The organism is Streptomyces silaceus, from assembly GCF_001419745.1.
In the GTDB taxonomy this organism is placed as follows: Bacteria; Actinomycetota; Actinomycetes; order Streptomycetales; family Streptomycetaceae; genus Streptomyces; species Streptomyces silaceus.
The window spans coordinates 1-21,515 of record NZ_LIRJ01000074.1; the positions used below are offsets into that span (position 1 = coordinate 1).

At 72.8% G+C, this 21,515-nt stretch carries 23 protein-coding genes; 13 read left to right on the forward strand and 10 right to left on the reverse strand.

The genetic code is table 11. The annotated features are described in order from the left end of the window. The first annotated feature begins 47 nt into the window (after nt 1-47). The 5 genes from AOK22_RS08685 to thpD all read left to right on the forward strand — a co-directional run bounded on the left by AOK22_RS08685 (nt 48) and on the right by thpD (nt 4,256). Nucleotides 48-575 (forward strand): DinB family protein, encoded by a 528-nt coding sequence (locus AOK22_RS08685; protein ID WP_055698040.1) that lies wholly within the window; start codon nt 48-50, stop codon nt 573-575. A gap of 353 nt (nt 576-928) precedes the next feature. Next, nucleotides 929-1,480, forward strand: coding sequence for a diaminobutyrate acetyltransferase (ectA, locus tag AOK22_RS08690; protein ID WP_193433146.1), 552 nt, complete (start codon nt 929-931; stop codon nt 1,478-1,480). Between the two features lie 95 nt (nt 1,481-1,575). Then, the gene (ectB, locus tag AOK22_RS08695) at nt 1,576-2,847 is read left to right on the forward strand and encodes a diaminobutyrate--2-oxoglutarate transaminase (protein WP_055698016.1); all 1,272 of its coding nucleotides are present in this window, start codon (nt 1,576-1,578) and stop codon (nt 2,845-2,847) included. Nucleotides 2,848-2,900: 53 nt separating this feature from the next. Then, nucleotides 2,901-3,305, forward strand: coding sequence for an ectoine synthase (locus tag AOK22_RS08700; protein ID WP_055698017.1), 405 nt, complete (start codon nt 2,901-2,903; stop codon nt 3,303-3,305). 51 nt (nt 3,306-3,356) lie between these two features. Continuing rightward, entirely contained in the window at nt 3,357-4,256 is a 900-nt protein-coding gene (gene thpD, locus AOK22_RS08705; RefSeq protein WP_055698018.1) for an ectoine hydroxylase, read from the forward strand. Nucleotides 4,257-4,319: 63 nt separating this feature from the next. On the opposite strand, the gene AOK22_RS08710 is transcribed toward thpD, so the two are convergent. Then, entirely contained in the window at nt 4,320-5,381 is a 1,062-nt protein-coding gene (locus AOK22_RS08710) for an alkene reductase (RefSeq protein WP_055698019.1), read from the reverse strand. Nucleotides 5,382-5,541: 160 nt separating this feature from the next. Here AOK22_RS08710 and AOK22_RS08715 point away from each other — a divergent pair, with 160 nt between their 5' ends. Then, nucleotides 5,542-6,063, forward strand: a complete 522-nt coding sequence (locus AOK22_RS08715; RefSeq protein WP_055698020.1) for a MarR family winged helix-turn-helix transcriptional regulator — start codon at nt 5,542-5,544, stop codon at nt 6,061-6,063. Between the two features lie 81 nt (nt 6,064-6,144). Here the strand turns inward: AOK22_RS08715 and AOK22_RS08720 are convergent, their stop codons facing one another. From AOK22_RS08720 to AOK22_RS08740, 5 genes are all read right to left on the reverse strand, one after another. Further along, nucleotides 6,145-7,194 carry a maleylpyruvate isomerase family mycothiol-dependent enzyme gene (locus tag AOK22_RS08720; protein ID WP_425264015.1) on the reverse strand — a complete coding sequence of 350 codons (1,050 nt, stop codon included), beginning with the start codon at nt 7,192-7,194 and terminating at the stop codon, nt 6,145-6,147. A 43-nt stretch (nt 7,195-7,237) separates the two neighbouring features. After that, nucleotides 7,238-7,894: a sigma-70 family RNA polymerase sigma factor gene (locus AOK22_RS08725; protein ID WP_425264016.1), complete on the reverse strand. Its 657-nt coding sequence runs from the start codon at nt 7,892-7,894 to the stop codon at nt 7,238-7,240. Nucleotides 7,895-7,952: 58 nt separating this feature from the next. After that, on the reverse strand, nt 7,953-9,020 hold the full coding sequence (locus AOK22_RS08730; protein WP_244164721.1) for an aminotransferase class V-fold PLP-dependent enzyme: 1,068 nt from the start codon (nt 9,018-9,020) through the stop codon (nt 7,953-7,955). Nucleotides 9,021-9,042: 22 nt separating this feature from the next. Next, nucleotides 9,043-9,759: a DsbA family oxidoreductase gene (locus AOK22_RS08735; RefSeq protein WP_055698021.1), complete on the reverse strand. Its 717-nt coding sequence runs from the start codon at nt 9,757-9,759 to the stop codon at nt 9,043-9,045. Nucleotides 9,760-9,841: 82 nt separating this feature from the next. Further along, nucleotides 9,842-10,207, reverse strand: coding sequence for a winged helix-turn-helix transcriptional regulator (locus AOK22_RS08740; protein ID WP_055698022.1), 366 nt, complete (start codon nt 10,205-10,207; stop codon nt 9,842-9,844). Between the two features lie 63 nt (nt 10,208-10,270). On the opposite strand from AOK22_RS08740, the gene AOK22_RS08745 reads away from it, so the two are divergent. Further along, entirely contained in the window at nt 10,271-11,419 is a 1,149-nt protein-coding gene (locus AOK22_RS08745) for a Gfo/Idh/MocA family protein (protein WP_055698023.1), read from the forward strand. Here the strand turns inward: AOK22_RS08745 and AOK22_RS08750 are convergent. Further along, on the reverse strand, nt 11,416-12,024 hold the full coding sequence (locus AOK22_RS08750; RefSeq protein ID WP_055698024.1) for a DUF1349 domain-containing protein: 609 nt from the start codon (nt 12,022-12,024) through the stop codon (nt 11,416-11,418). The two genes, AOK22_RS08745 and AOK22_RS08750, sit on opposite strands and share 4 nt — an antisense overlap. A gap of 29 nt (nt 12,025-12,053) precedes the next feature. Next, complete coding sequence (locus tag AOK22_RS08755; protein WP_079036443.1) at nt 12,054-13,601, reverse strand: aldehyde dehydrogenase (NADP(+)); 1,548 nt, start codon at nt 13,599-13,601, stop codon at nt 12,054-12,056. Nucleotides 13,602-13,796: 195 nt separating this feature from the next. On the opposite strand from AOK22_RS08755, the gene AOK22_RS08760 reads away from it, so the two are divergent. The 6 genes from AOK22_RS08760 (at nt 13,797) to AOK22_RS08785 (ending at nt 19,635) form a co-directional block, all read left to right on the forward strand. Next, nucleotides 13,797-14,570 (forward strand): IclR family transcriptional regulator, encoded by a 774-nt coding sequence (locus tag AOK22_RS08760; protein WP_055698026.1) that lies wholly within the window; start codon nt 13,797-13,799, stop codon nt 14,568-14,570. Between the two features lie 3 nt (nt 14,571-14,573). Further along, nucleotides 14,574-15,050: a GNAT family N-acetyltransferase gene (locus AOK22_RS08765; RefSeq protein ID WP_055698027.1), complete on the forward strand. Its 477-nt coding sequence runs from the start codon at nt 14,574-14,576 to the stop codon at nt 15,048-15,050. 75 nt (nt 15,051-15,125) lie between these two features. Beyond that, nucleotides 15,126-16,142, forward strand: a complete 1,017-nt coding sequence (locus AOK22_RS08770) for a hypothetical protein (RefSeq protein WP_055698028.1) — start codon at nt 15,126-15,128, stop codon at nt 16,140-16,142. Further along, nucleotides 16,139-17,401, forward strand: a complete 1,263-nt coding sequence (locus AOK22_RS08775; protein ID WP_055698029.1) for a sensor histidine kinase — start codon at nt 16,139-16,141, stop codon at nt 17,399-17,401. Before AOK22_RS08770 ends, AOK22_RS08775 begins: the two co-directional genes overlap by 4 nt. Next, nucleotides 17,398-18,057: a response regulator transcription factor gene (locus AOK22_RS08780; RefSeq protein WP_055698030.1), complete on the forward strand. Its 660-nt coding sequence runs from the start codon at nt 17,398-17,400 to the stop codon at nt 18,055-18,057. The genes AOK22_RS08775 and AOK22_RS08780 overlap by 4 nt, the downstream gene beginning before the upstream one ends. Nucleotides 18,058-18,186: 129 nt before the next feature. Beyond that, complete coding sequence (locus AOK22_RS08785; protein WP_055698031.1) at nt 18,187-19,635, forward strand: peptidoglycan D,D-transpeptidase FtsI family protein; 1,449 nt, start codon at nt 18,187-18,189, stop codon at nt 19,633-19,635. 748 nt (nt 19,636-20,383) lie between these two features. Here the strand turns inward: AOK22_RS08785 and AOK22_RS08790 are convergent. Further along, nucleotides 20,384-20,725: a PadR family transcriptional regulator gene (locus AOK22_RS08790; RefSeq protein WP_055698032.1), complete on the reverse strand. Its 342-nt coding sequence runs from the start codon at nt 20,723-20,725 to the stop codon at nt 20,384-20,386. Nucleotides 20,726-20,774: 49 nt separating this feature from the next. Further along, nucleotides 20,775-21,506 carry a CPBP family intramembrane glutamic endopeptidase gene (locus tag AOK22_RS08795; protein WP_055698033.1) on the reverse strand — a complete coding sequence of 244 codons (732 nt, stop codon included), beginning with the start codon at nt 21,504-21,506 and terminating at the stop codon, nt 20,775-20,777. Between the last annotated feature and the right edge of the window lie 9 nt (nt 21,507-21,515).

Consider the following 21,515-nt stretch of genomic DNA (forward strand, 5'->3'; position numbering starts at 1 on the left):
CAGCGTCAGATGTTTCTAAGAGACACCCCCGTGGCAGCGTGCCCGTCATGACCACTCTCCCCGACGGCCGCCGCATCCCGCCCCTGACCGCCGACGAGCCCGCCATGCTGGCGAGTTGGCTCGACATGCACCGGGCCACGCTGGCCGTGAAGTGCGCGGGCCTGGACGACGAGCAGACGCTGCGCACGCCGGTGGAGCCCTCCGCGCTCTCGCTGTTCGGTCTGGTGCAGCACCTCGCCGAGGTCGAACGCAACTGGATCCAGCGGGTGTTCGCGCGGCGGGACGTGCCGTGGATCTTCGCGGGGGAACGCGGCGGCTTCACCGTGGACCGGTCGCGGACGTTCACCGAGGTGGTCGCGGTGTGGGAGCGGGAGGTCGCGGTGAACCGGGAGATCTGCGCGGGGCGTTCGCTCGACGAGACGGGCCGGCTCGGGCCCGAGGAGGCGGCCGTCGTGGGCGGTGACGACGCCGTCAGCCTGCGCTGGATCCTGATCCATCTCATCGAGGAGTACGCGCGCCACAACGGCCACGCGGATCTCTTGCGGGAACGTATCGACGGAGTAACCGGAGCATGAATACGGCAGGGGATTTCCGGCGCTCCTCGCGCACCTCCCCGCAATTTCTCAGCGCATTCTCACGAATTCTTTAGCAGAACAGCTTCCCGTATTCTTCTGCCCGCTTTCCGGGGACCTAAACACCAAGATTTCGACATCGCCAACCGCCGCAATTCGGGCACGTCTCCCGAGAGTTACGGCTCTGTGACGCACTCCACATCACGCCCGTTTTGCACCTTACCTCCTGGTCAAATCACCATCAATCGCCGGGTCTTCATGCGGGCGCGCACCCACGCGTGATAACACACGGGACGCCTTCATGTAACCCCTTCCCCCGATGCAATCCCAGGAATTGCTCGGTAAATTCAATCCGCATGACCGCTGCACAAGCCGATCTACCGACCGACCTGCAAGCGAAATTCCAAAAAATGCCCGAGGGGTTGCGACTCGACACCCCCGTCGTCGCCGACGGGGCCGCGATCTGGCGGATCGCACGGGACTCCAAGGTCCTCGACCTGAACTCCTCGTACAGCTATCTGCTCTGGTGCCGCGACTTCGCGCGCACCTCCGTCGTGGCACGGGACGCCGACGGCGAGGTGGCCGGCTTCATCACCGGCTACATCCGCCCGGACCGGCCCCGCACCCTGATGGTCTGGCAGGTGGCCGTCGACCACCCGCACCGCGGCAAGGGACTCGCCGCCGCCCTGCTCGACGGGCTGACCGCGAAGGTGGCCGGGACACAGCCGGTCGACTCCCTGGAGACGACCATCTCGCCGGACAACACCGCGTCCGAGGCGCTCTTCACCTCGTACGCGCGGCGGCACGGCGCATCGGTCGCGCGCACGGTCCTGTTCGACGCGGGCCTGTTCCCGGACGACGGGCACGAGCCCGAGGTGCTCTACCTCATCGAGCCGCTGCCGCACTGAGCGACGGCGGACGGCGCACGCCGACCCCGCTCCCCCGGCCTTTCATCAACACCCCCCACCTCCCTCGCACTTCTTCATCTCCCAGGAGATTCGCTGTGACCATCACCCAGCCCGACCTGAGCGTCTTCGAGACCCTGGAGTCGGAGGTGCGCAGCTACTGCCGCGGTTGGCCTACGGTTTTCGACCGCGCGCAGGGCAGCCGCATGTACGACGAGGACGGCCACGAGTACCTCGACTTCTTCGCCGGGGCCGGCTCGCTCAACTACGGGCACAACAACCCCGTGCTGAAACGCGCCCTGATCGACTACATCGAGCGGGACGGCGTCACGCACGGCCTCGACATGTCGACGACCGCGAAGCGCGCCTTCCTGGAGACGTTCCAGAACGTCATCCTGCGCCCGCGCGACCTGCCCTACAAGGTCATGTTCCCGGGCCCGACGGGCACCAACGCCGTGGAGTCGGCGCTGAAGCTGGCCCGCAAGGTCAAGGGCCGCGAGTCGATCGTGTCGTTCACGAACGCCTTCCACGGCATGTCGCTCGGCTCGCTCGCGGTGACCGGCAACGCGTTCAAGCGCGCGGGCGCCGGCATCCCGCTGGTGCACGGCACGCCGATGCCGTTCGACAACTACCTGGACGGCCAGACCCCGGACTTCATCTGGTTCGAGCGCCTCCTGGAGGACCAGGGCTCCGGCCTCAACCAGCCGGCCGCCGTGATCGTGGAGACGGTGCAGGGCGAGGGCGGCATCAACGTGGCCCGCGCCGAGTGGCTGCGCAAGCTCGCCGACGTGTGCGAGCGCTGGGACATGCTCCTGATCGTCGACGACATCCAGATGGGCTGCGGCCGCACCGGCGCGTTCTTCTCCTTCGAGGAGGCGGGCATCACCCCGGACATCGTGACGGTGTCGAAGTCCATCAGCGGCTACGGCCTGCCCATGTCGCTCTGCATGTTCAAGCCGGAGCTCGACGTGTGGGAGCCGGGCGAGCACAACGGCACGTTCCGCGGCAACAACCCCGCGTTCGTGACGGCCGCCGCCGCCCTGGAGACGTACTGGACCGACGGCGCGGCGATGGAGAAGCAGACCCGCGGCCGCGGCGAGCAGGTGGAGCAGGCGCTGGTCGCGATCGTCGACGAGAACCGTGACGCCATCAAGGAGTACCGCGGCCGCGGCCTGGTGTGGGGCGTCGAGTTCCACGACAAGGACCGTGCGGGCGCGGTGGCCAAGCGGGCCTTCGAACTGGGCCTGCTGATCGAGACCTCCGGCCCGGAGGGCGAGGTCGTCAAGCTGCTTCCGGCGCTGACGATCACCCCCGACGAGCTGGACGAGGGGCTGCGCACGCTGGCCCGCGCGGTACGCGAGACCGCCTGAGCGAGCGGGCGACCCAGTCCCCGGAAACGTAAGAGAAAAGGAACCGACTCACCGTGATCGTCCGTTCGTTCAAGGACATTGAAGGCACCGACCGGCATGTGAAGGCCGCTTCGGGAACCTGGGAGAGCAAGCGCATCGTCCTCGCCAAGGAGCGGGTGGGCTTCTCCGTCCACGAGACCATCCTGTACGCGGGTACGGAGACGTCGATGTGGTACGCGAACCACATCGAGGCCGTCGTCTGCACCAAGGGTGAGGCGGAGCTGACCGACGACACGACCGGCGAGAAGTACACGATCACGCCGGGCACCATGTACCTCCTCGACGGGCACGAGAAGCACACGATGCGGATCAAGGAGGACTTCCACTGCATCTGCGTCTTCAACCCGCCCGTCACGGGTCGTGAGGACCACGACGAGAACGGCGTGTACCCGCTCCTGACGGAGCCCGAGGCGGGCTGACCGCCGAACATCCCGAGACAGGGCCGTACGAGAGGAGAGGCAGGCAACACCATGACCACCGCACCCGAGCGCACCACCGACCTGTACCCGACCCGAGGCACCGAGGAGGTGCTCATCGAACGCAAGGACCCGGTGGTGTGGTCCGAGCCGGGCGCCGAAGGGCCGATCTCGGCCGGGGATCTGGCGGGGTTCGAACGGGACGGTTTCCTGGCGATCGACCAGCTGATCACGCCGGACGAGGTGGCCGTCTACCACGCGGAGCTGGAGCGCCTCGTCGGTGACCCCGCGATGCGGGAGAACGAGCGCTCCATCGTGGAGCCGCGCTCGCAGGAGATCAGGTCGATCTTCGAGGTGCACCGGATCAGCGAGCTCTTCGCGCGGCTCGCCGCCGATCCGCGCGTCGTCGGCAGGGCCCGCCAGATCCTCGGTTCGGACGTCTACGTCCACCAGTCCCGGATCAACGTGAAGCCCGGCTTCGGTGCCTCCGGCTTCTACTGGCACTCGGACTTCGAGACCTGGCACGCGGAGGACGGCCTCGCGAACATGCGGACCGTCTCGGTGTCGATCGCGCTGACGAAGAACCACGACACCAACGGCGGCCTCATGATCATGCCGGGGTCGCACAAGACGTTCCTCGGCTGCGAGGGCGCCACGCCGAAGGACAACTACAAGCGGTCCCTGCAGATGCAGGACGCGGGCATCCCCTCGAACGGGACGCTCACCCGTCTCGCCGCCGACCACGGCATACGCCTGTTCACGGGCGAGGCGGGCTCGGCGACGTGGTTCGACTGCAACGCGATGCACGGCTCGGGCGACAACATCACGCCGTATCCGCGCTCGAACGTCTTCATCGTGTTCAACAGCGTGGAGAACCCCGCGGTGGAGCCGTTCTCGGCACCGGTGCGGCGGCCCGAGTACATCGGGGCGCGGGACTTCACCCCGGTCGTCTGACCTCACGCGTACGCGCGTCGGCCCGGCACCCTTCGTGGGTGCCGGGCCGATGTGTCTTCGGGGTCAGCGCGTGGGGTAGTCGGTGTAGCCCTTCTCGGTGCCGCCGTAGAAGGTGGCCTGGTCCGGCGTGTTGTAGGGGCCCTCGGTCCGCAGGCGGGCCGGCAGGTCGGGGTTGGCGAGGAAGAGCGCGCCGAAGGCGATGACGTCCGCGGTGCCGTCCTCGACGAGGGCGAGCGCGTCGTGGCTGGTGGGGCCCTCGCTCAGCGGGTTGAGGACGAGCGTGCCGCCGAAGTCCTGGCGCAGCCGCGTGGTGAGCTCGCGCACCTCGCCCACCTCCATGACGTGCAGATACGCCAGGTCGAGCGCGGCCAGCTCCTTGACCAGGGCGGTGTACGTGGACTCCGGGTCGGGCTCGGAGATGTCGTTGAAGGGGTTGCCGGGCGAGACGCGGAAGCCGGTGCGGGCGGCGCCGATCTCCGCGGTGACGGCCTTGGCGACCTCGACGGCGAAGCGGATGCGGTTCTCCACGGAGCCGCCCCACTCGTCGGTGCGCCGGTTGGAGCCCGGCGCGAGGAACTGGTGGATCAGATAGCCGTTGGCGCCGTGCAGCTCGACGCCGTCGAAGCCCGCCTCGACGGCGTTGCGCGCGGCGGTGACGAAGTCGTCGATGGTGGCGCGGATCTCGGCGCCGGTCAGCTCGCGCGGGGTGACGAAGTCCTTGGGGCCCTCGGCGGTGTAGACCTGCCCCTTGGCGGCGACGGGCGACGCCCCGACGTTGACCAGGCCCTCGGGCAGCAGGCTGGGGTGGCCGATGCGGCCGGTGTGCATGATCTGGGCGAAGATCCGGCCGCCCGCCGCGTGCACGGCGTCGGTGACCTTGCGCCAGCCGGCGATCTGCTCCTCGCTGTGCAGGCCCGGCGTGTCCGGGTATCCCTGGCCGACCACAGAAGGCTGGATCCCCTCGGTGATGATCAGGCCCGCGGAGGCGCGCTGGGCGTAGTACGCGGCCGTCAGATCCGTGGCGACACCGCCCTCACCTGCACGGCTTCGCGTCATGGGGGCCATGGCGATGCGGTTGCCGAGCTGGGTGCCGGACAGGTCGATCGTGTCGAACGCGGTGGTCATCGGGACTCCCGGGCTGGATTTATGTGGTCGGCCAATTATCTGCGCCGGATGTCACTGTACCCCATTCATTGGCCGACCAAGGTAATCTTCTGGAAGACATCCGGTGACCAGGCGCGAAGGCCGGGACCGGCACCCCGTCAGCGACCCACAGGAGCTCCCGATGAAGGCCGACACCGCACAGGCCGCCCCCGCCGACCCCGTCTGTCGGCCCGGGGCGTCCGGCGTCGCCGCGGCAGGACCGGTCAGCCTCGCCGTCAGCCGGGTGGCGCGGCTGCACCGCATCGCCGCGGGCAAGCTCCTCAAGGGGCTCGGGCTCTACCCCGGCCAGGAGTTCGTGATGATGCACCTGTGGGAGGCGGGCCCGGTGCGGCAGTCCGAGCTGATCAAGGTGGTCGAGCTCGACCCCTCGACGGTCACGAAGATGCTGCAGCGCCTGGAGCAGGCCGGCCATGTGCGGCGCCGCCCCGACCCGGCCGACCGGCGGGCGGTGCTCGTCGAGGCCACCGACGCCAGCTGCGGACTGCTCACCCAGGTGGAGCGCGCCTGGGGCGAGCTGGAGGGGCACACGCTCGCCGGCCTGGACGACGCCGAGCGCGCGGAGCTCGCCAGGCTGCTGGCCAGGGTCGAGACGAACCTCTGCACGGAGACGGCGGACTGCCCGGAGCGCACGGGCCGCGCCTAGCCGCGCCGGGGGCGGAAGCGGCTCTCACCGTCTGGAGCGCGCCCCCTGCGACGCGGAAGCGGCTCCCCCCCTGGGGCGCCCTTACAACCAGGCCAGCGACGCCGCCCGCGTCAGGACCCGCCGGGCCGCCGCCTCGTCGCCCGCCGTGCCGCGCGGCACCTCGTCCGGCGCGCGGCGCCCGCCCACCAGCAGGCAGAAGTCGACCGGATCCAGGACGAGTTGGGCCCGCACCGGATCGTCGGCGCCGCCCAGCACCCACTCGGTCTCGCCGCCCTCCCCGGCGACGGTGAGCGCGACGGGCGGCGCCTCGGGGCCGAGCGCGGGGCCGAGGACGCGCACGGCAAGGCGTACCAGCTGCCACAGATGCGGGGCAGGCGGCGGGGGCACGGCGCGGCGCAGGGCCCTGCCGATGTCGTCGGCGTGCACCCAGGCCTCGAAGGCGCGCACCAGGAAGTGGTCGGCGACGGGGAGGCGCACCCCCATCAACAGCTGGGCCCGGGCGGCGAGTTCGGGGTCGTGGGCGGCCTGCGCGGACAGCAGCCCGGCGGCCTGGCAGCGCCAGGTGGAGACGGTCTCCTCCGGCGCGCGGCCCCGCTCGTGCCGGATCACCTCGTCCGTCCGCGCCTGCCACGCCGTACGCCAGGGCAGCCGGCCCCGGACACGGGAGACGGGCACGCGCGGGTGCAGGCCGAGCCGCAGGGCGAGGGGTTCGTCGGCGGCGATGAGGTGGGCGACGGTGTCGTGGACGTTCCAGTCGTGCACGACGGGCGTCTCCCAGGCGCCGCGCTCGTCCAACTCGCCGAGCAGCGCCTGGAGTCCGGCGACCGCGGCGGCGTAGGGCGCGGCGTGCGGGGCGGTGCGCAGGGCGGGGGCGCGGGTGCGCAGGGCGAGGGCGAGCCCGTGCGTGCCGGGGTTGTGGCCCGGCGCGGCCGCCGGCAGGGCGGGTCCGTCCAGGTGCCGCACGGTGGCCCGCAGCCGGGCGGCCTCGGCGGCGCAGTCCGCGCACTCCTCCAGGTGCCGGGCGACGACGGCCTCGTCGCCCGCCATGAGCCCGCCCACGGCCCAGGCCCCGAGCAGCTCGCACACGGTGTCGTGGGGCGGCTCGTGCGCCCGTTCGCGGTCGTTCGTCACGGGAGTCCACCGTTCGTCGTCGTCACTGGGGCGTCTGCGCGGTTCACGGGAGTTCGCCCCGCAGGGGTGGGTCCGCCAGGGTCTCCGCCAGGGTGCGCAGCGCCGTTCGCAGGCGGGTCTTCGCCGTGCCTTCGGGGATGCCCAGTTCGACCGCGGCCTGGCGGTAGGTGCGGCCCGCGAAGTAGGCGAGGTGGACCACCTGGCGCTGGTGCAGCGGGAGCCGGGCGAGGGCGGAGTGCAGGAGGAAGGAGCGCTCCTGTTCCAGGACCGCCTCGTCCGGGGAGGGCCCCGGCGCTGGGACCGTGCGCAGGGCCGTCTCGTCGGCGTGGGCGGCCTTGCGGTGCCGCTCCTCGCCGCGCACCCAGTCGACGGCACGGCGGTGGGCCAGCATGGAGAGCCAGGTGCGCAGGCTGCCGCGGCGCGCGTCGAAGGCGTAGGGACGGGTCCACAGGTGGGCGAAGACCTCCTGTGCCACGTCCTCCGCGGCGACGTGGCTGCGGGTGACGCGGGCGGCGACGCGGTGCACGAGTCCGCCGTACGCGGCATAGGCCTCGGCGAGGGCCGCCTCGTCCCCGTAGACGAGGCGCCGGTGCAGGTCGGCGTCGGGCGGCGGCCTGTCGGGGCCGTCCGGCACGCCCGGGGGGCCCGGCCCTTCGGGCGTGCCGGACTGGTCGAAGGATGGCTCCACCGGCACCACCACCTCGCGCGGCCACCTCGTCCTGCCAAGCCTGGCCCCCCGCGGCCCGCCGCGCCAGGCTTCAGCCGGACAGCACGTCGAGGAGCCGGTCCACGTCCGCCTCGGTGTTGTACAGGTGGAACGTGGCCCGCAGGTGTCCCGCCCGTGCGGCCGCCCTGATGCCCGCGCGGCCGAGATCCGGCTCCCGGTCGCCGAGTCCGGGCACCGACACGATGGGCGAGGTGCCCGGCACCGGGGTGTGGCCGAGGGCGGCGAGGCCCGCGCGGTAGCGGTCGGCGAGCGCGGTGTCGTGGGCGTGGATCGCCTCGACGCCCAGCTCCTCGACGAAGGGGAGGGCGGCGGCGGCCGCGTGGTAGGCGAGGAAGGCGGGCGGCTCGTCGAACCTGCGGGCGTCCGGGGCGACGTCGCCGATCGGTCCGTACGTCGAGAGCCAGCCGTCGGCCGCGGCGAGCCAGCCGCCGTGCAGCGGCGTCAGGGAGTCCTGCGCGGCCTCGGTCACCGTCAGGAAGGACGTGCCGCGCGGGCAGAGCAGCCACTTGAAGGCGCCGGTCACGGTGTAGTCGTAGGCGCCCGCGTCGAAGGGCAGCCAGCCCACCGACTGCGTGGCGTCGGCGAGGGTGCGCGCGCCGTGGGCCGCGGCGGCGGCGCGTATCGCCGCGCAGTCCGCGGTGCGGCCGTCGGCCGACTGGACGGTGGAGAACGCGACGAGCGCGGTCTCGGGCCGTACGGCCTCGGCGAGCTCCGCCAGCGGCGCGTAGCGGAGCTTCAGGTCGCCGCGGAGCACGAAGGGGTTGATGAGCGAGGAGAAGTCCCCTTCGGGGAGCAGCACTTCGGCGCCCGCGGGGACGGACGCGGCGATCAGGCCGACGTGCACGGCGACCGAGCCGCCGGTCGCCACCCGCGAGGAGTCCACGCCGGTGAGCCGCGCGAAGGAGTCGCGGGCCGCGTCGACCTTCTCGAAGTCGCCCGAGCCGACGCGCTCGCCGGTGCCGAGCTGCGCGGCCAGGTCCCGTACGGCCTCGACGGCCCGGCGCGGCAGCAGACCGCAGGTCGCGGTGTTGAGGTAGGTCGTGCCCGGCGTGAACTCGCCGGCGTACTCGGTGCCGTGGTCGATCCCCATGAACGTCATGGGGATCAACCTAGGCGGCGGCTCAGGCCTGCGGAACCGCGCAGCCGTCGGGGCCGCACGCCTCGCCGCCGTCGGCGTCGGCGAGGGTGGTCAGCGGCGAGCGGGCGCCCCACGCCTGCTCCAGGGCCTGGGCGAAGACCTCGGCGGGCTGGGCGCCGGAGACGCCGTAGGCGCGGTCGAGGACGAAGAACGGCACGCCGTTCGCGCCCAGTTCGGCGGCCTCGCGCTCGTCGGCGCGGACGTCGTCGGCGTAGCGCTCGGGGTCGGCGAGGACGGCGCGCACCTCGGTCTCGTCGAGGCCCGCCTCGACGGCGAGCTCGACGACGCGCGTGTCGTCCTCGAAGACGGACCGCTCCTCGGCGAAGTTGGCGCGGTAGAGCAGGCCGATCAGCTCGTCCTGGCGGCCCCGCTCCTTGGCGAGGTGCAGCAGACGGTGCATGTCGAAGGTGTTGCCGTGGTCGCGGCCCTCGGTGAGGTAGGGCAGGCCTTCGGCGGCGGCGTTCTCGCCGAGCCGGCGCTCGCCCTCGCGGGCCTGGTCCTCGCTCATGCCGTACTTCTGCATGAGCATCGGGATCACCTGGCCGGTGTCGCCCTTGGCACGGGTCGGGTCCAGCTCGAAGGAGCGGTGCACGACCTCGACGCCGTCGCGGTGCGGGAAGGCGGCGAGCGCCTTCTCGAAGCGGGCCTTGCCCACGTAGCACCAGGGGCAGGCGATGTCGCTCCAGATCTCGACGCGCATGTGTGTGGCTCTCTTCGGGTCGTACGTCAGGTCACTGCGGAGGGTGCCTCCGCTCCTGGGGTCAACGTACGGGCAAAGCGGCTCATTCCCCCACGGCGGAAGTCTCCGCGGCGAACCGTCCCGTGTTCGCCCTGATCCAGGTGCGCAGATGGGCCAGGGGCTCCAGGGCGCCGCGGCCGAGGTCGGTCAGCGCGTACTCGACGCGGGGCGGGACCTCGGCGTAGACCGTGCGTGTGACCAGGCTGTTCTCCTCCAGGCGGCGCAGGGTCCGGGTGAGCACCTTGGGGCTGACGCCCTCCAGCGTGCGGCGCAGCTCGCCGAAGCGGCGCGGCCCGTCGGCGAGGGCGGTGATCGCGAGGCCGGTCCATTTGTTGACGAGCAGCTCGAAGACCGCGCGGCCGGGGCAGAGCAGGCCGTAGATGTCGTGGCGGGGCTGCTGACCAGTCATGGTTTCCAGAATATAGCTGGGGCCCTTGCGGGTAATCAGGGGGCCGCTCCTACGGTCCCGATCATGAACCTCGCGACCGCTCCCCCCTCCCGCCCCGTCCGCGTCGGTCTCGTCGGGCTCTCCGCCCGCGGCGGCTGGGCTGCGCAGTCCCACCTCCCGGCGCTGACCCGCCTGCCCGGGTACGAGCTGCGCGCGCTGTCCGCCTCCGGTGACGCCTCCGCGCGGGCCGCGGGCGAGACGTACGGCGTGCCGTTGGCCTTCGGCTCGACCGAGGAGCTCGTCCGCAGCGACGAGGTCGACCTGGTCGTGGTCAGCGTGCGCGTGCCGCTGCACCGCGAGGTGGTCCTCGCGGCGCTCGGCGCGGGCAGGCCGGTGCTCTCCGAGTGGCCGCTGGGCAACGGACTCGCCGAGGCCGAGGAGCTGGCGGCGGCGGCCGGGCGGGCCGGGGTGCGGACGTTCGCGGGGCTGCAGGCCCGTTCGGCGCCCGCGGTCCGCCACGTCCGCGAGCTGGTCGCCGACGGGTACGTGGGCGAGGTCCTGTCGACCAGCCTCGTCGCGTCGGGGCGGCGGTGGGGTCCCGTCTTCGAGCCGTCCGGGGAGTACCTCCTGGACCGGCGGAACGGCGGGACGATGCTGACCATCCCCTTCGGGCACACCGTCGACGCCGTCGCGATGGTGCTCGGAGAGTTCACCGAGGTCTCCGCGACCCTGGCGACCCGGCGCCCGGTGGTGCACGAGGAGGGCACGGGCCGCGCGGCCGCGATGACCGTCGACGACCAGATCGCCGTGAGCGGGCGTCTTGCTGGGGGTGCCGTCGCCTCGGTGCACTTCCGGGCCGGTCTGTCCCGGGGCACGAACTTCCACTGGGAGATCAACGGCACGGAGGGGGACCTCGTCGTCACGGGCGACTCCGGCCACCTCCAGCAGGCCGCCCTCACGGTGCGCGGCGCCCGCGGCACGGACGCCTCCCCCGCCGAACTCCCGGTACCGGCACGCCACTTCGCCGTACCGGAGCTGGACGACCTGCGCGGGCTGCCCGCGTACAACGTGGGGGCGCAGTACGCGCAGGTCCTCGCCGACCTCACCGAGGGCACCGCGCACGCGCCGGACTTCGCGCACGCGGCGCGGCGCCAGCGGCTGCTCGACGCCATCGAGCGCTCGGCCGCCACCGGCACGCGCGTCACGCTCCAGGACACGCGCGTCACGCTCTAGGAACCGTCCCGCAGCCCCTTCGGCCAGTTGGGGCGGAACTCGATGTGGTCGTACGTCACCACACAGCCCTCGCCCACGGGCGACTGGGCCATGAAGCCGACGAGCGCGGCGCCCGCCGACGTCTCGTCGCCGAGCGAGAAGATCCGTACGAAGGTCCAGTGCTCGCCGTCGGTCGAGGCGTGGAACGCGAAGGCCGTCCCCGTACGGCTGATGCGCAGCCAGGCGCTGCTGCCGTCCACCACGAAGGCGTTGGCGTCGTCGGAGCGGCCGCGCGTGACGACCGTGCAGATCGTGGGCTCGTCCGGGGAGCGCTCCAGGCAGAGCTTGGCCCACTCGCGCTCGCCCACGTGCAGATAGAGCACGCCCGCGTCGAAGGCCGCGGCGAAGCCGACCGTGACCCGCGCGATCAGCTGGAAGTCGCCCTCGGGCGCGCCGAGCAGGCGGGGCGCGTCGGAGGCGGGCTCCAGCGCCTCGCCCGTGGGCGGCACGAAGCGGTCCTGGCGGGCTCCCGCCCAGCCGGAGAGCACGCCGTCCTCGTGCGACCAGTGGCCGTCGGGGCCGTAGGTGCGCAGCGGGAAGGGCAGTTCGGGGATGGTGACGTCCATGGGCGTCAGTGTCCCAGGCGTCCGCACGCTCAGCGCACCGCTCCCCCGTGCTCGGGCCGGCCGTCGTAACGCCGCGGCAGGCCCAGCGGGTTGGCGTCGCGCAGCTCGGGCGGGAGCAGCGCCTCGGGGGTGTTCTGGTACGCGACCGGGCGCAGCCAGCGCTCGATGGCGGTGCCGCCCACCGAGGTCGAGGTCGATGTGGTCGCGGGGTAGGGGCCGCCGTGGTGCTGGGCGGGGGCGACGGCGACGCCGGTGGGCCAGCCGTCGACCAGGACGCGTCCGGCCAGCGGGGTGAGCTCGGCGAGCAGTGCGGCGCCCCGGCCGCCGGCGCCCGCCGCCTCGTCGGACGAGAGCTGCACGGTGGCGGTGAGGTTGCCGGGCAGGCGGCCGAGGACGGCGGTGATCTCCGTGTCGTCGGTGTAGCGGGCGACGACGGTGACCGGTCCGAAGCACTCCTCCAGGAGCAGGTCGTGGGCCCCTTCGCCGGTCAGGCGCGCGGCCGGGACGGTCAGGAAGCCCGCGCCGACGGTGTGCTCGCCGCCCGCGCCGGGGGTCACCGGGGTGTCCACGTCCGGCAGTCCGGCGCGCTCGCGCACGCCCGCGACGAAGGTGTCCCGCATGCGGTGGTCGAGCAGGACCCCGGCCTCGGTGTTGCTGACCGCCTCGGTCAGGGACTTCACGAGCCGGTCGCCGCCCGCGCCCTCGGGGACCAGGACCAGTCCGGGCTTGACGCAGAACTGGCCGACGCCGAGCGTCATCGAGCCCGCGAGTCCGGCGCCGATCTGCTCGCCGCGCTCGGCGGCGGCGGCCTCGGTGACGACGACGGGGTTGAGGGAGCCGAGCTCGCCGTGGAAGGGGATCGGCACGGGCCGGGCGGCGGCCGCGTCGAAGAGGGCGCGCCCGCCGCGCACGGAGCCGGTGAAGCCGGCGCCGGACACCAGCGGGTGCCGCACCAGTTCGACGCCCGCGTCGAAGCCGTGCACGAGGCCGAGGACGCCGTCGGGGACGCCGTGCCGGGCGGCGGCCCTGCGCAGCACCGTGGCGACCAGCTCGGAGGTGGCCGGGTGGTCGGGGTGGGCCTTGACCACGACGGGGCAGCCCGCGGCGAGCGCGCTCGCGGTGTCGCCGCCGGGCACGGAGAAGGCGAAGGGGAAGTTGGAGGCGGCGTAGACGGCGACGACGCCCAGCGGGATCTTGTACCGGCGCAGGTCGGGGACCGGCGGGGTCGCGGTGTCGTCGGGGTGGTCGATGACGACGCCGAGGAAGGCGCCCTCGTCGACGATGTCCGCGAAGGAGCGCAACTGGTAGCAGGTGCGGGCGAGTTCGCCGGTGAGCCGGACGGGGCCGAGCGCGGTCTCCGCGTCCGCGGCCTCCACCAGCGGGCCCCGGGCCTCTTCGAGCAGTTCGGCGGCGGTGCGCAGGAAGGCGGCGCGGGTGGCGCGGTCGGCGAGCGCGGGGGCGGCGGCGCGGGCGGCGCGCACCGCCCGGTCGACCTCGTCGGCTGTGGCCTCCACCGCAACCTGCTCGCGCTGCTTCCCGGTTCGGGGGTCGACACTCCAGACTGGTGCTGCTGCCACCGCGGATTCCCTTTCCAGAGATGAAGCCAGAGGTACTGCCGGAGGTACTGCCAGGGGTGCTGCCACAGCTGCCGCCCGGACGTGCCGGACGGATGCCACTCACCAGGGCCGTTCGATATACTGAACGCCGTCTCCAGTGATGAATGAGCGGGGACTTCGGAGACTATTTCTCGGCGATCTAAGGGGTCAAGGGCGATGTCGGCTGGCGAGACCGGAGGCGGTGCGCAGGTCAAGTCCGCGGTGCGGACGGTGGAATTGCTCGAGTACTTCGCGGGCCGCCCCGGAATGCACTCCCTGGCCGCCGTCCAGGAGGCCGTCGGCTACCCGAAGTCGAGCCTCTACATGCTGCTGCGCACCCTGGTCGAGCTCGGCTGGGTCGAGACGGACGCGACCGGCACGCGGTACGGCATCGGCGTACGCGCCCTGCTCGTCGGCACCTCCTACATCGACGGCGACGAGGTCGTGGCCGCCGCCCGGCCGACCCTGGACCGGCTCTCGGACGACACCACGGAGACCATCCACCTCGCCCGGCTCGACGGCACGAACGTCGTCTACCTCGCCACCCGCCAGTCGCAGCACTATCTGCGGCCCTTCACGCGCGTGGGGCGCCGGCTGCCCGCGCACTCCACCTCGCTGGGCAAGGCGCTGCTCGCCACGCACACCGACGAGCAGGTCCGCAAGCTGCTGCCGGAGACGCTGCCCGCGCTCACCGAGCACACCATCACCGACCGCGAGAAGCTCATCGAGGAGCTGCACACGGTCCGCGAGCAGGGCTTCGCGGTGGACCGCGAGGAGAACACGCTGGGGCTGCGCTGCTTCGGCGTCGCCATTCCCTACCGCACCCCGGCGCGCGACGCGATCAGCTGCTCGGTGCCGGTGGCGCGGCTCACGCCCGCGCACGAACAGATGGTGAAGGACGCGCTGTTCGACGCGCGGGACCGGCTGACACTGGCAACTCGTAGGCTCTGAGGCATGAATGTCAGCCTGCGCGAAGTCCACGACAGCGATCTGGACGTCTTCTACCGCCAGTTGAACGACCCCGAGTCCCAGCACATGGCGGCGTTCATCCCCAAGGACCCGGCCGACCGGGACGGCTTCGACGCCCACTGGGCGAAGCTGCGGTCCGCCGCCGACGTCGACGTGCGCACGGTCCTCGCCGACGGGGACGTGGTGGGCAACGCCGCCGTGTACGGCGAGCCGGGCGAGCGCGAGGTGACCTACTGGATCGACCGCGCCTACTGGGGGCGGGGCCTGGCCACCGCCGCGCTGCGCGCCCTCCTCGTGCTGGTCCCCGAGCGCCCGCTGTACGCCCGCGCGGCCGCCGACAACGCGGGCTCGCTGCGGGTCCTGGACAAGTGCGGCTTCCGGGTGAGCGCGCGGGAGAGCGCCTTCGCCGAGGCGCGCGGTACCCACATCGACGAGGTGGTCCTCGTCCTGGACGGCGCCTGACCCTCCGCCGCGCGGCGGAGGCGGATCATCGCGGCGCAGGAGGTGCCGCCCGCGTCCCGGCGGGAGCGTTGAGGCATGACGCAGTCGCCGACACCCTCGATCGCCCCCGCGGGCCCCGCCCGCACCCTCCACGCCCCGGGCCGCGCCCGGCACGCCCTGCGGTGGGCCGCCGGGATCGCCTGCGTCCCGTACCTCACCCTCAAGATCGCCTGGATCCTGGGGAGCCGCGTCGGGATTCCCGAGGGCAGCTCGCTGCTCGACCACCGCGCCCTGATGATCGTCGCCAACGGCGTGACCGTCCTGATGGACGCCACCGTCGTCGTGCTCGCCCTGCTGCTGACGCGGCCGTGGGGCCTGCGGACGCCCGCCCGGCTGCTCGCGGCGCCGATGTGGATCGCGACCGGTCTGCTGACGCCGATCATGGCCGGGTACCCGTTGCAGCTGCTGCTCGCGGCGTTCGGCGTCGGCGGCGAGGGCCCCTCGGCGGACGGCGCGTCCGAACCCTTCCTCGCCGACTGGGTGTTCGCCGTCGTCTACACCGGCTTCATCGTCCAGGGCATCGCGCTCGGCTCCCTCTTCGCGCTGTACGCGCGCGACCGGTGGGGGCACCTGTGGCGGGGGCGCATCCGGGACGTGCCGCGCCCGGGAGGACGGTGGCCGCGGATCCTCGCGTCCGCCGCCGCGCTGCTCGCGCTCCTGCCCGTCACGCTGCATCTGCTGTGGGCGGCCGGCTCCACCGCCGGGCTCGACGCGGCGCGGGCGAAGGACCGCACGGCGGACTTCCACGTCCTGGAGGCCCTGGACGCGCTCTACCTCGTGGCCGCCGTCGCGGGCGCCCTCGTGCTGGTCTTCCGGCGGCTGCCCGGACTGCCGGTGAAGGTGCCGCTGGCGCTCGCCTGGGCGGGGTCGGGCGCGGTGGGCTGCTGGGGCGGCTGGCTGCTGCTCGCCTCGCTCCTGCGCCCGGCCGACGACCTGGCCGCACGGCCCACCGCCCCGACGCTCCTGGCCTACTCTGTGCAGATGATCATCGGGTTGTGCGTGGCCGCCGCGGGGCTCGGGTTCCTGCGGGAGCGGGCGGGGTCCACCACGTGAAGGCTCTCGCGGCCGCCCTGTTCGGGCGGCGGACGCGCCGCCGGTGGATCCATCTGATCCTCGGCGGCGCCCTGTCCATGCCGTACGTCTTCGTGGGCTCCGTGATCGTCGGGCCGCTCCTCGGCGAGAACCGGTTCTTCGGCTCCCTGACCTCCCAACTCGCCTCCTTCGCCGTCGGGTTGCCGCTCGCCGCGATCACCGCGCTGTTCCCGCTGACCCGCCCGATGTCGGTGGCCGCGGTGCGCGCGCTGTGCGACGTGCCCGACGACAGCCTGGCCGAGGGGCCCGCGCGCACCCGGGCCGAACGCGGGCGCACCGTCGCGTGGTTCACGCTGCACCTCGGCCTCGGCGGGATCATCAGCGGGATGTCGCTCGCGCTGCCGCCGTTCGCGTGCTTCCTGATCGCGCTGCCGTTCGTCCCGTCGCTGCGGGACCCGGGCACCGGGGCGCCCGAGGTGTTCGGCGAGCCCTGGATGCTCGCGCTCGCCCCGTTCCTCGGCCTCGCGGCGCTCACCGCCCTCGCGGCGTGCGTGGCGGTGGCCGGCGGGCTGCTCGCGCGCCGGGTGCCCGGCCTGCTCGGGCCGACGCCCGCCGACCGGCTCGCCGCCGCCGAGCAGCGCGCCGCCGACCTCGCGGTGCGCAACCGTCTCGCGCGCGAGCTGCACGACTCGGTGGGCCACGCGCTGAGCGCCGTCACCCTCCAGGCGAGCGCCGCCCGCCGCGTCCTGGACCACGACCCGGAGTTCGTGCGCGAGGCGCTGGCCGCGATCGAGGACACCACGCGCCGCACGGTGGGCGAGCTCGACGCGGTGCTCGGGGTGCTGCGGGAGGCCGACGACGCCCGCTCGACGGCGCCCGCGCCCACGCTCGCCGCCGACCTGGAGGGCCTGCTGCGCCGCACCAGGGCGGGCGGTCTGCGCGTGGACGCCACCGTCGGCGTCGACCCGGCGGCGCTGCCCGCGCTGGTCTCCCGCGAGGCCTACCGCATCGTGCAGGAGGCCCTGAGCAACGCGCTGCGCCACGGCGACGAGGGCACCTCCCTCACCCTGCGCATCGCCGAGGACGGCGCCGACCTGACCGTCACGGCCGAGAACCCCCTGCCGCGCCACTCCCCCGGCGCCACCTCCCGCCCCGGCGGCGGCCACGGACTGCGCGGCATCGCGGACCGCGCCCGGCTCCTGGGCGGCACGGCCGTCGCGGGCGCCGCGGACGGGACGTGGCGACTCGACGTACGACTCCCTCTGAAAGGACAGCCATGACGGCCGACGACATCCGGATCGTGCTCGCGGACGACGAGCGCATGGTGCGCACCGCCCTGCGCGCGATCCTCTCCGCCGAGCCGGGCCTCGACGTCGTCGGCGAGGCCGCGACCGGCGCCGAGGCGGTCTCCGTGGTGCGGGACCTGCGGCCCGACGTGGTCCTGATGGACGTCCGCATGCCGGAGGTCGACGGCATCCGCGCCACCGAGCAGATCCTGCGGACGATGCCCGAGCCGCCGCGCATCGTGGTCGTGACGACCTTCGAGAACGACGCGTACGTGTACGAGGCGCTGCGCGCCGGGGCGTCCGGCTTCCTGCTCAAGCGGGCGGATGCCGACGAGCTCGTCCAGGCGGTCCGGCTCGTCGCGCGCAGCGACTCGCTGCTCTTCCCCTCGGCCGTGCGCGCCCTGGCCGCCGAGCACGGCCGCGCCAAGCCGGCGCCGCCCGCCTGGGTGGCGCGGCTCACCGGCCGGGAGAGCGAGGTGCTGCGGCTGATGGCGGGGGGACTGACCAACGCGGAGATCGCCGGGCGGATGGGCGTGGGCCCGGCGACGGTGAAGACGCACGTGGCGTCCGTGCTGGCCAAGACGGGCGCGCGGGACCGCACGCAGGCGGTGATCGCGGCGTACGAGGCGGGCTTCATGGAGAGCGCCTGACCCGCCCGCGCCCGTCGCTCCGCGCATCCGGGAGCGTCCCGCTCCGCGTTCATGAGAGCTTCCTGAGAAATCGCCCACAACCCCACCAGAAGGGAACGAAACCGTTCCCTCCGCTCGTCCTTTCGTGGGATGAACAAGACGATCAGGCACGCCTCGGTCTTCGCGCTGCTGCTCGTGCTCGCCCTGCTCGTGCGGGCGACCTGGGTGCAGTTCCACGACTCGAAGGCGCTCGCGGACGACAAGCACAACCGGCGCAACGCGATCGAGCAGTACGCGAACCCGCTGGGCGACATCATCGTGGGCGGTGAGGCCATCACCGGCTCCGCGCGGACGAAGGGCGGCGACCTCGCGTACAAGCGCACGTACAAGAACGGCGAGCTGTACTCGCCCGTGACGGGCTACAGCTCGCAGGTGTACGGCGCGACGCAGCTGGAGGGGATCTACAAGGACGTCCTCGACGGCACCGACAACCGGCTGAAGAACCCGCTCGACACCGTCACCAACAAGCGGGCCGCCCCCGGCGACGTCATCACGACGATCGACCCGGCGGTGCAGAAGGCCGGGTACAAGACGCTCGACGGCAAGAAGGGCGCCGCGGTCGCCATCGACCCGAAGACCGGCAGGATCCTCGGCATGGTCTCGACCCCGTCGTACGACCCCTCGCGGATCAGCGGCTCCACGGACTCCAAGGCGTGGAAGGAGCTGACCGGCGACGAGGAGAAGCCGATGGTGAACCGCGCGCTGCGCCAGCCGCTGCCGCCCGGTTCGACGTTCAAGCTGGTCGTCGCGGCCGCGGCCCTGGAGGACGGGCTCTACGGCTCCGTGGACGCCCGGACCGACAGCCCCAACCCGTACACGCTGCCGGGCACGTCGACGGTCCTGCGCAACGAGAACCAGTCGGCGCCCTGCGAGAACGCGTCGATCCGCACGGGCCTGCAGTACTCCTGCAACAACGTCTTCGCGAAGATGGCCGTCGACCTCGGCCAGGACAAGGTCGAGGCGATGGCGGAGAAACTCGGCTTCAACGCCGACAAGCTGGACGTGCCGGTGCGCGCGGGCAAGAGCGTGTACCCCTCGGACATGGACAAGGCGCAGACGGGCCTGTCGGGCATCGGCCAGTTCGACGTGACGGCCACCCCGCTGCAGATGTCGATGGTGTCGGCGGCCATCGCCAACGGCGGCGAGCTCGCCAAGCCGCACATGGTCTCGCAGATCACCGACTCCAGCGGCAACGCCCTGGAGAAGTACGACGACGCCGCGTCCCAGCGCGTGATGAGCGAGTCCACCGCCGAGGGCCTTCAGTCGGCGATGGAGACGGTCGTCGACAAGGGCACCGGCACGAACGCGCGGATCGACGGCGCGAAGGTGGGCGGCAAGACGGGCACGGCGCAGCACGGCGAGAACAACAGCAAGACGCCGTACGCGTGGTTCACGTCCTACGCCAAGGGCTCGGACGGCAAGGAGGTCGCGGTCGCCGTGATGATCGAGTCGTCGAGCGCGGCCCGCGACGAGGTCAGCGGCAACGGCCTGGCGGCGCCGATCGCCAAGGCGATGATGGCGGCGGCCCTGAAGGGCTGACGCCCGCGGCACGGCCGGCCGAGCACGATCAGCAGGAACGGCACGCAGGCCCCGAACAGCAGCCCGGAGGCGAAGCCGGCCCCGGAGGAGCTCCCGTCGTCGTCGCCGAGCGCGACGACGGTCCCCGAGACGGCCACGACGACGGCCACGACGCCCAGCAGGACGTAGAACTTCCGGCTCAGGAAGTTGCTCCGCCCCGGGGCGGGCGGCGCCGACGCGAGTTCCGCGCCGGGGCCGAGGCTCGCGGCCTTCGGCCGCTTGAACCACGCGTAGACCACCCAGTTCCCGCACGCCTCCCACCCGTCGGGCGCGAGGCGCTCGTCCAGGCCCTCGCGGCCGCGCGTGACCAGCTCGCGCCGGTACTCCCAGCGCTGCGGCCGCTCGGTGTCGCGGCGGCTGACGAAGCGGCCGATCGCGTCGACCCGCTCCACCTCCCAGCCCTCGTCGCCGAAGCGGTTGAGGAGTTCCTCGTCGACGTAGATGTCGGCGGTCCAGCGCCAGGTCTCGACCCGACCGGCCGGGGCCTCGGGCGTCCGCTCCCCCTCGGCGGGCGCCAGCTGCCGGGCGAACTCGTCGGCCGGGCCAAACTCCTCCAGCGGGTCCCCGCCCGCCTCCTCCAGGTGCGCGGCCAGCTCCTCGACGGTCGCCTCGACCCGGTCGGCGGGCAGGCCGAGGGCGCGCAGCCGGTCGGCGAGGTCGAGGAGGTAGCCGTCCTGCTCGTACCGCTCGTTCGTCACGTCGGGCGTGCTCATCGTGCTCCCACCCCGGCCTTCGCCAGGACCTCGCGTACGGATGCGTCGAAGGCGAGCCACAGGCCGCCCTGCTCGCCGAGGGTCTCGCGGCCCTCTTCGGTGAGCCGGTAGTAGCGCCGGCCCGGCCCCTTCTCGGTGGCGCGGAACTCGGCGGCGACCAGGCCCGCCTCCTCCAGGCGGTTGAGCACGGGGTAGAGCGTGCCGCCCTTGATCTGCCCGAAACCCGCGGTGCCGAGCAGTTTGGCGATCTCGTAGCCGTAGCTCTCGCCGTCGGTGAGGCTGGCGAGCACGAGGAGGTCGAGTACGCCCTTGAACCAGCTGGCGCGGCGGTCGGTCACGGGGTGATGCCCTTCTGCTTCTGGGAGGTCCGGGGCCTGCGGTCCGTGCTCACGCGGCGGGTGCGGCGCGGAGCTTGTCCGGGGCCGGCAGCGTCAGGTCGCGCAGGGACAGGGCGACGTGCGCGACGACGGGGAGCAGCAGGCTGCCCGTGGCGAGGTAGAGGCCGCCGAAGAACACGCCGAACAGGGCGAAGGCGGCCATGCCCTGACGGCCCTGGTAGGAGCCGGCCAGCGCGTAGACGACGGCCGAGAGAGCGACCGCGAGATAGCTGTTGAGGCCGAGCACGCCGATGCCGAAGGCGATGAGGAGTCCGCGGTAGACCAGTTCGGCGCAGATGCCGTCGGTCACGGCGACGGCGACGGCGAGCCCGCGCTCCTTGCCGGTGCGCGGCAGCATCGCCTCGACGGAGGAGAGCCCCGGCACGTTCTTGCCCTGCTCGGCGAGGCCGCGGAAGTTGCGCCCCGACGCCACGGTGACGGCCGCGAACAGGATGATCAGGACGATGGTGTACACGGGGCGCTCGGGGGCGGTGATGCCGAGGTCGGCGGCGTCGACGCCGGGCGAGAGCAGGAGGGCCGCGACGGCGACGGCGGCGTACGCCCACCAGGCGCCGAGCACGAAGGTGAAGTAGCGGACCAGGGCGCGGGGTTCGGCATCCCTGCGGCGGGCCAGCGAGCCGTAGGCGCGGCGGCCGAGCCAGGGCTCGCCGATCAGCAGGAACGCGGCGAGCGCGGCCGTGACGGTCGTCGATGCGATGGAGAAGTCCGGCGAGATGGTCATGGGGGTCCC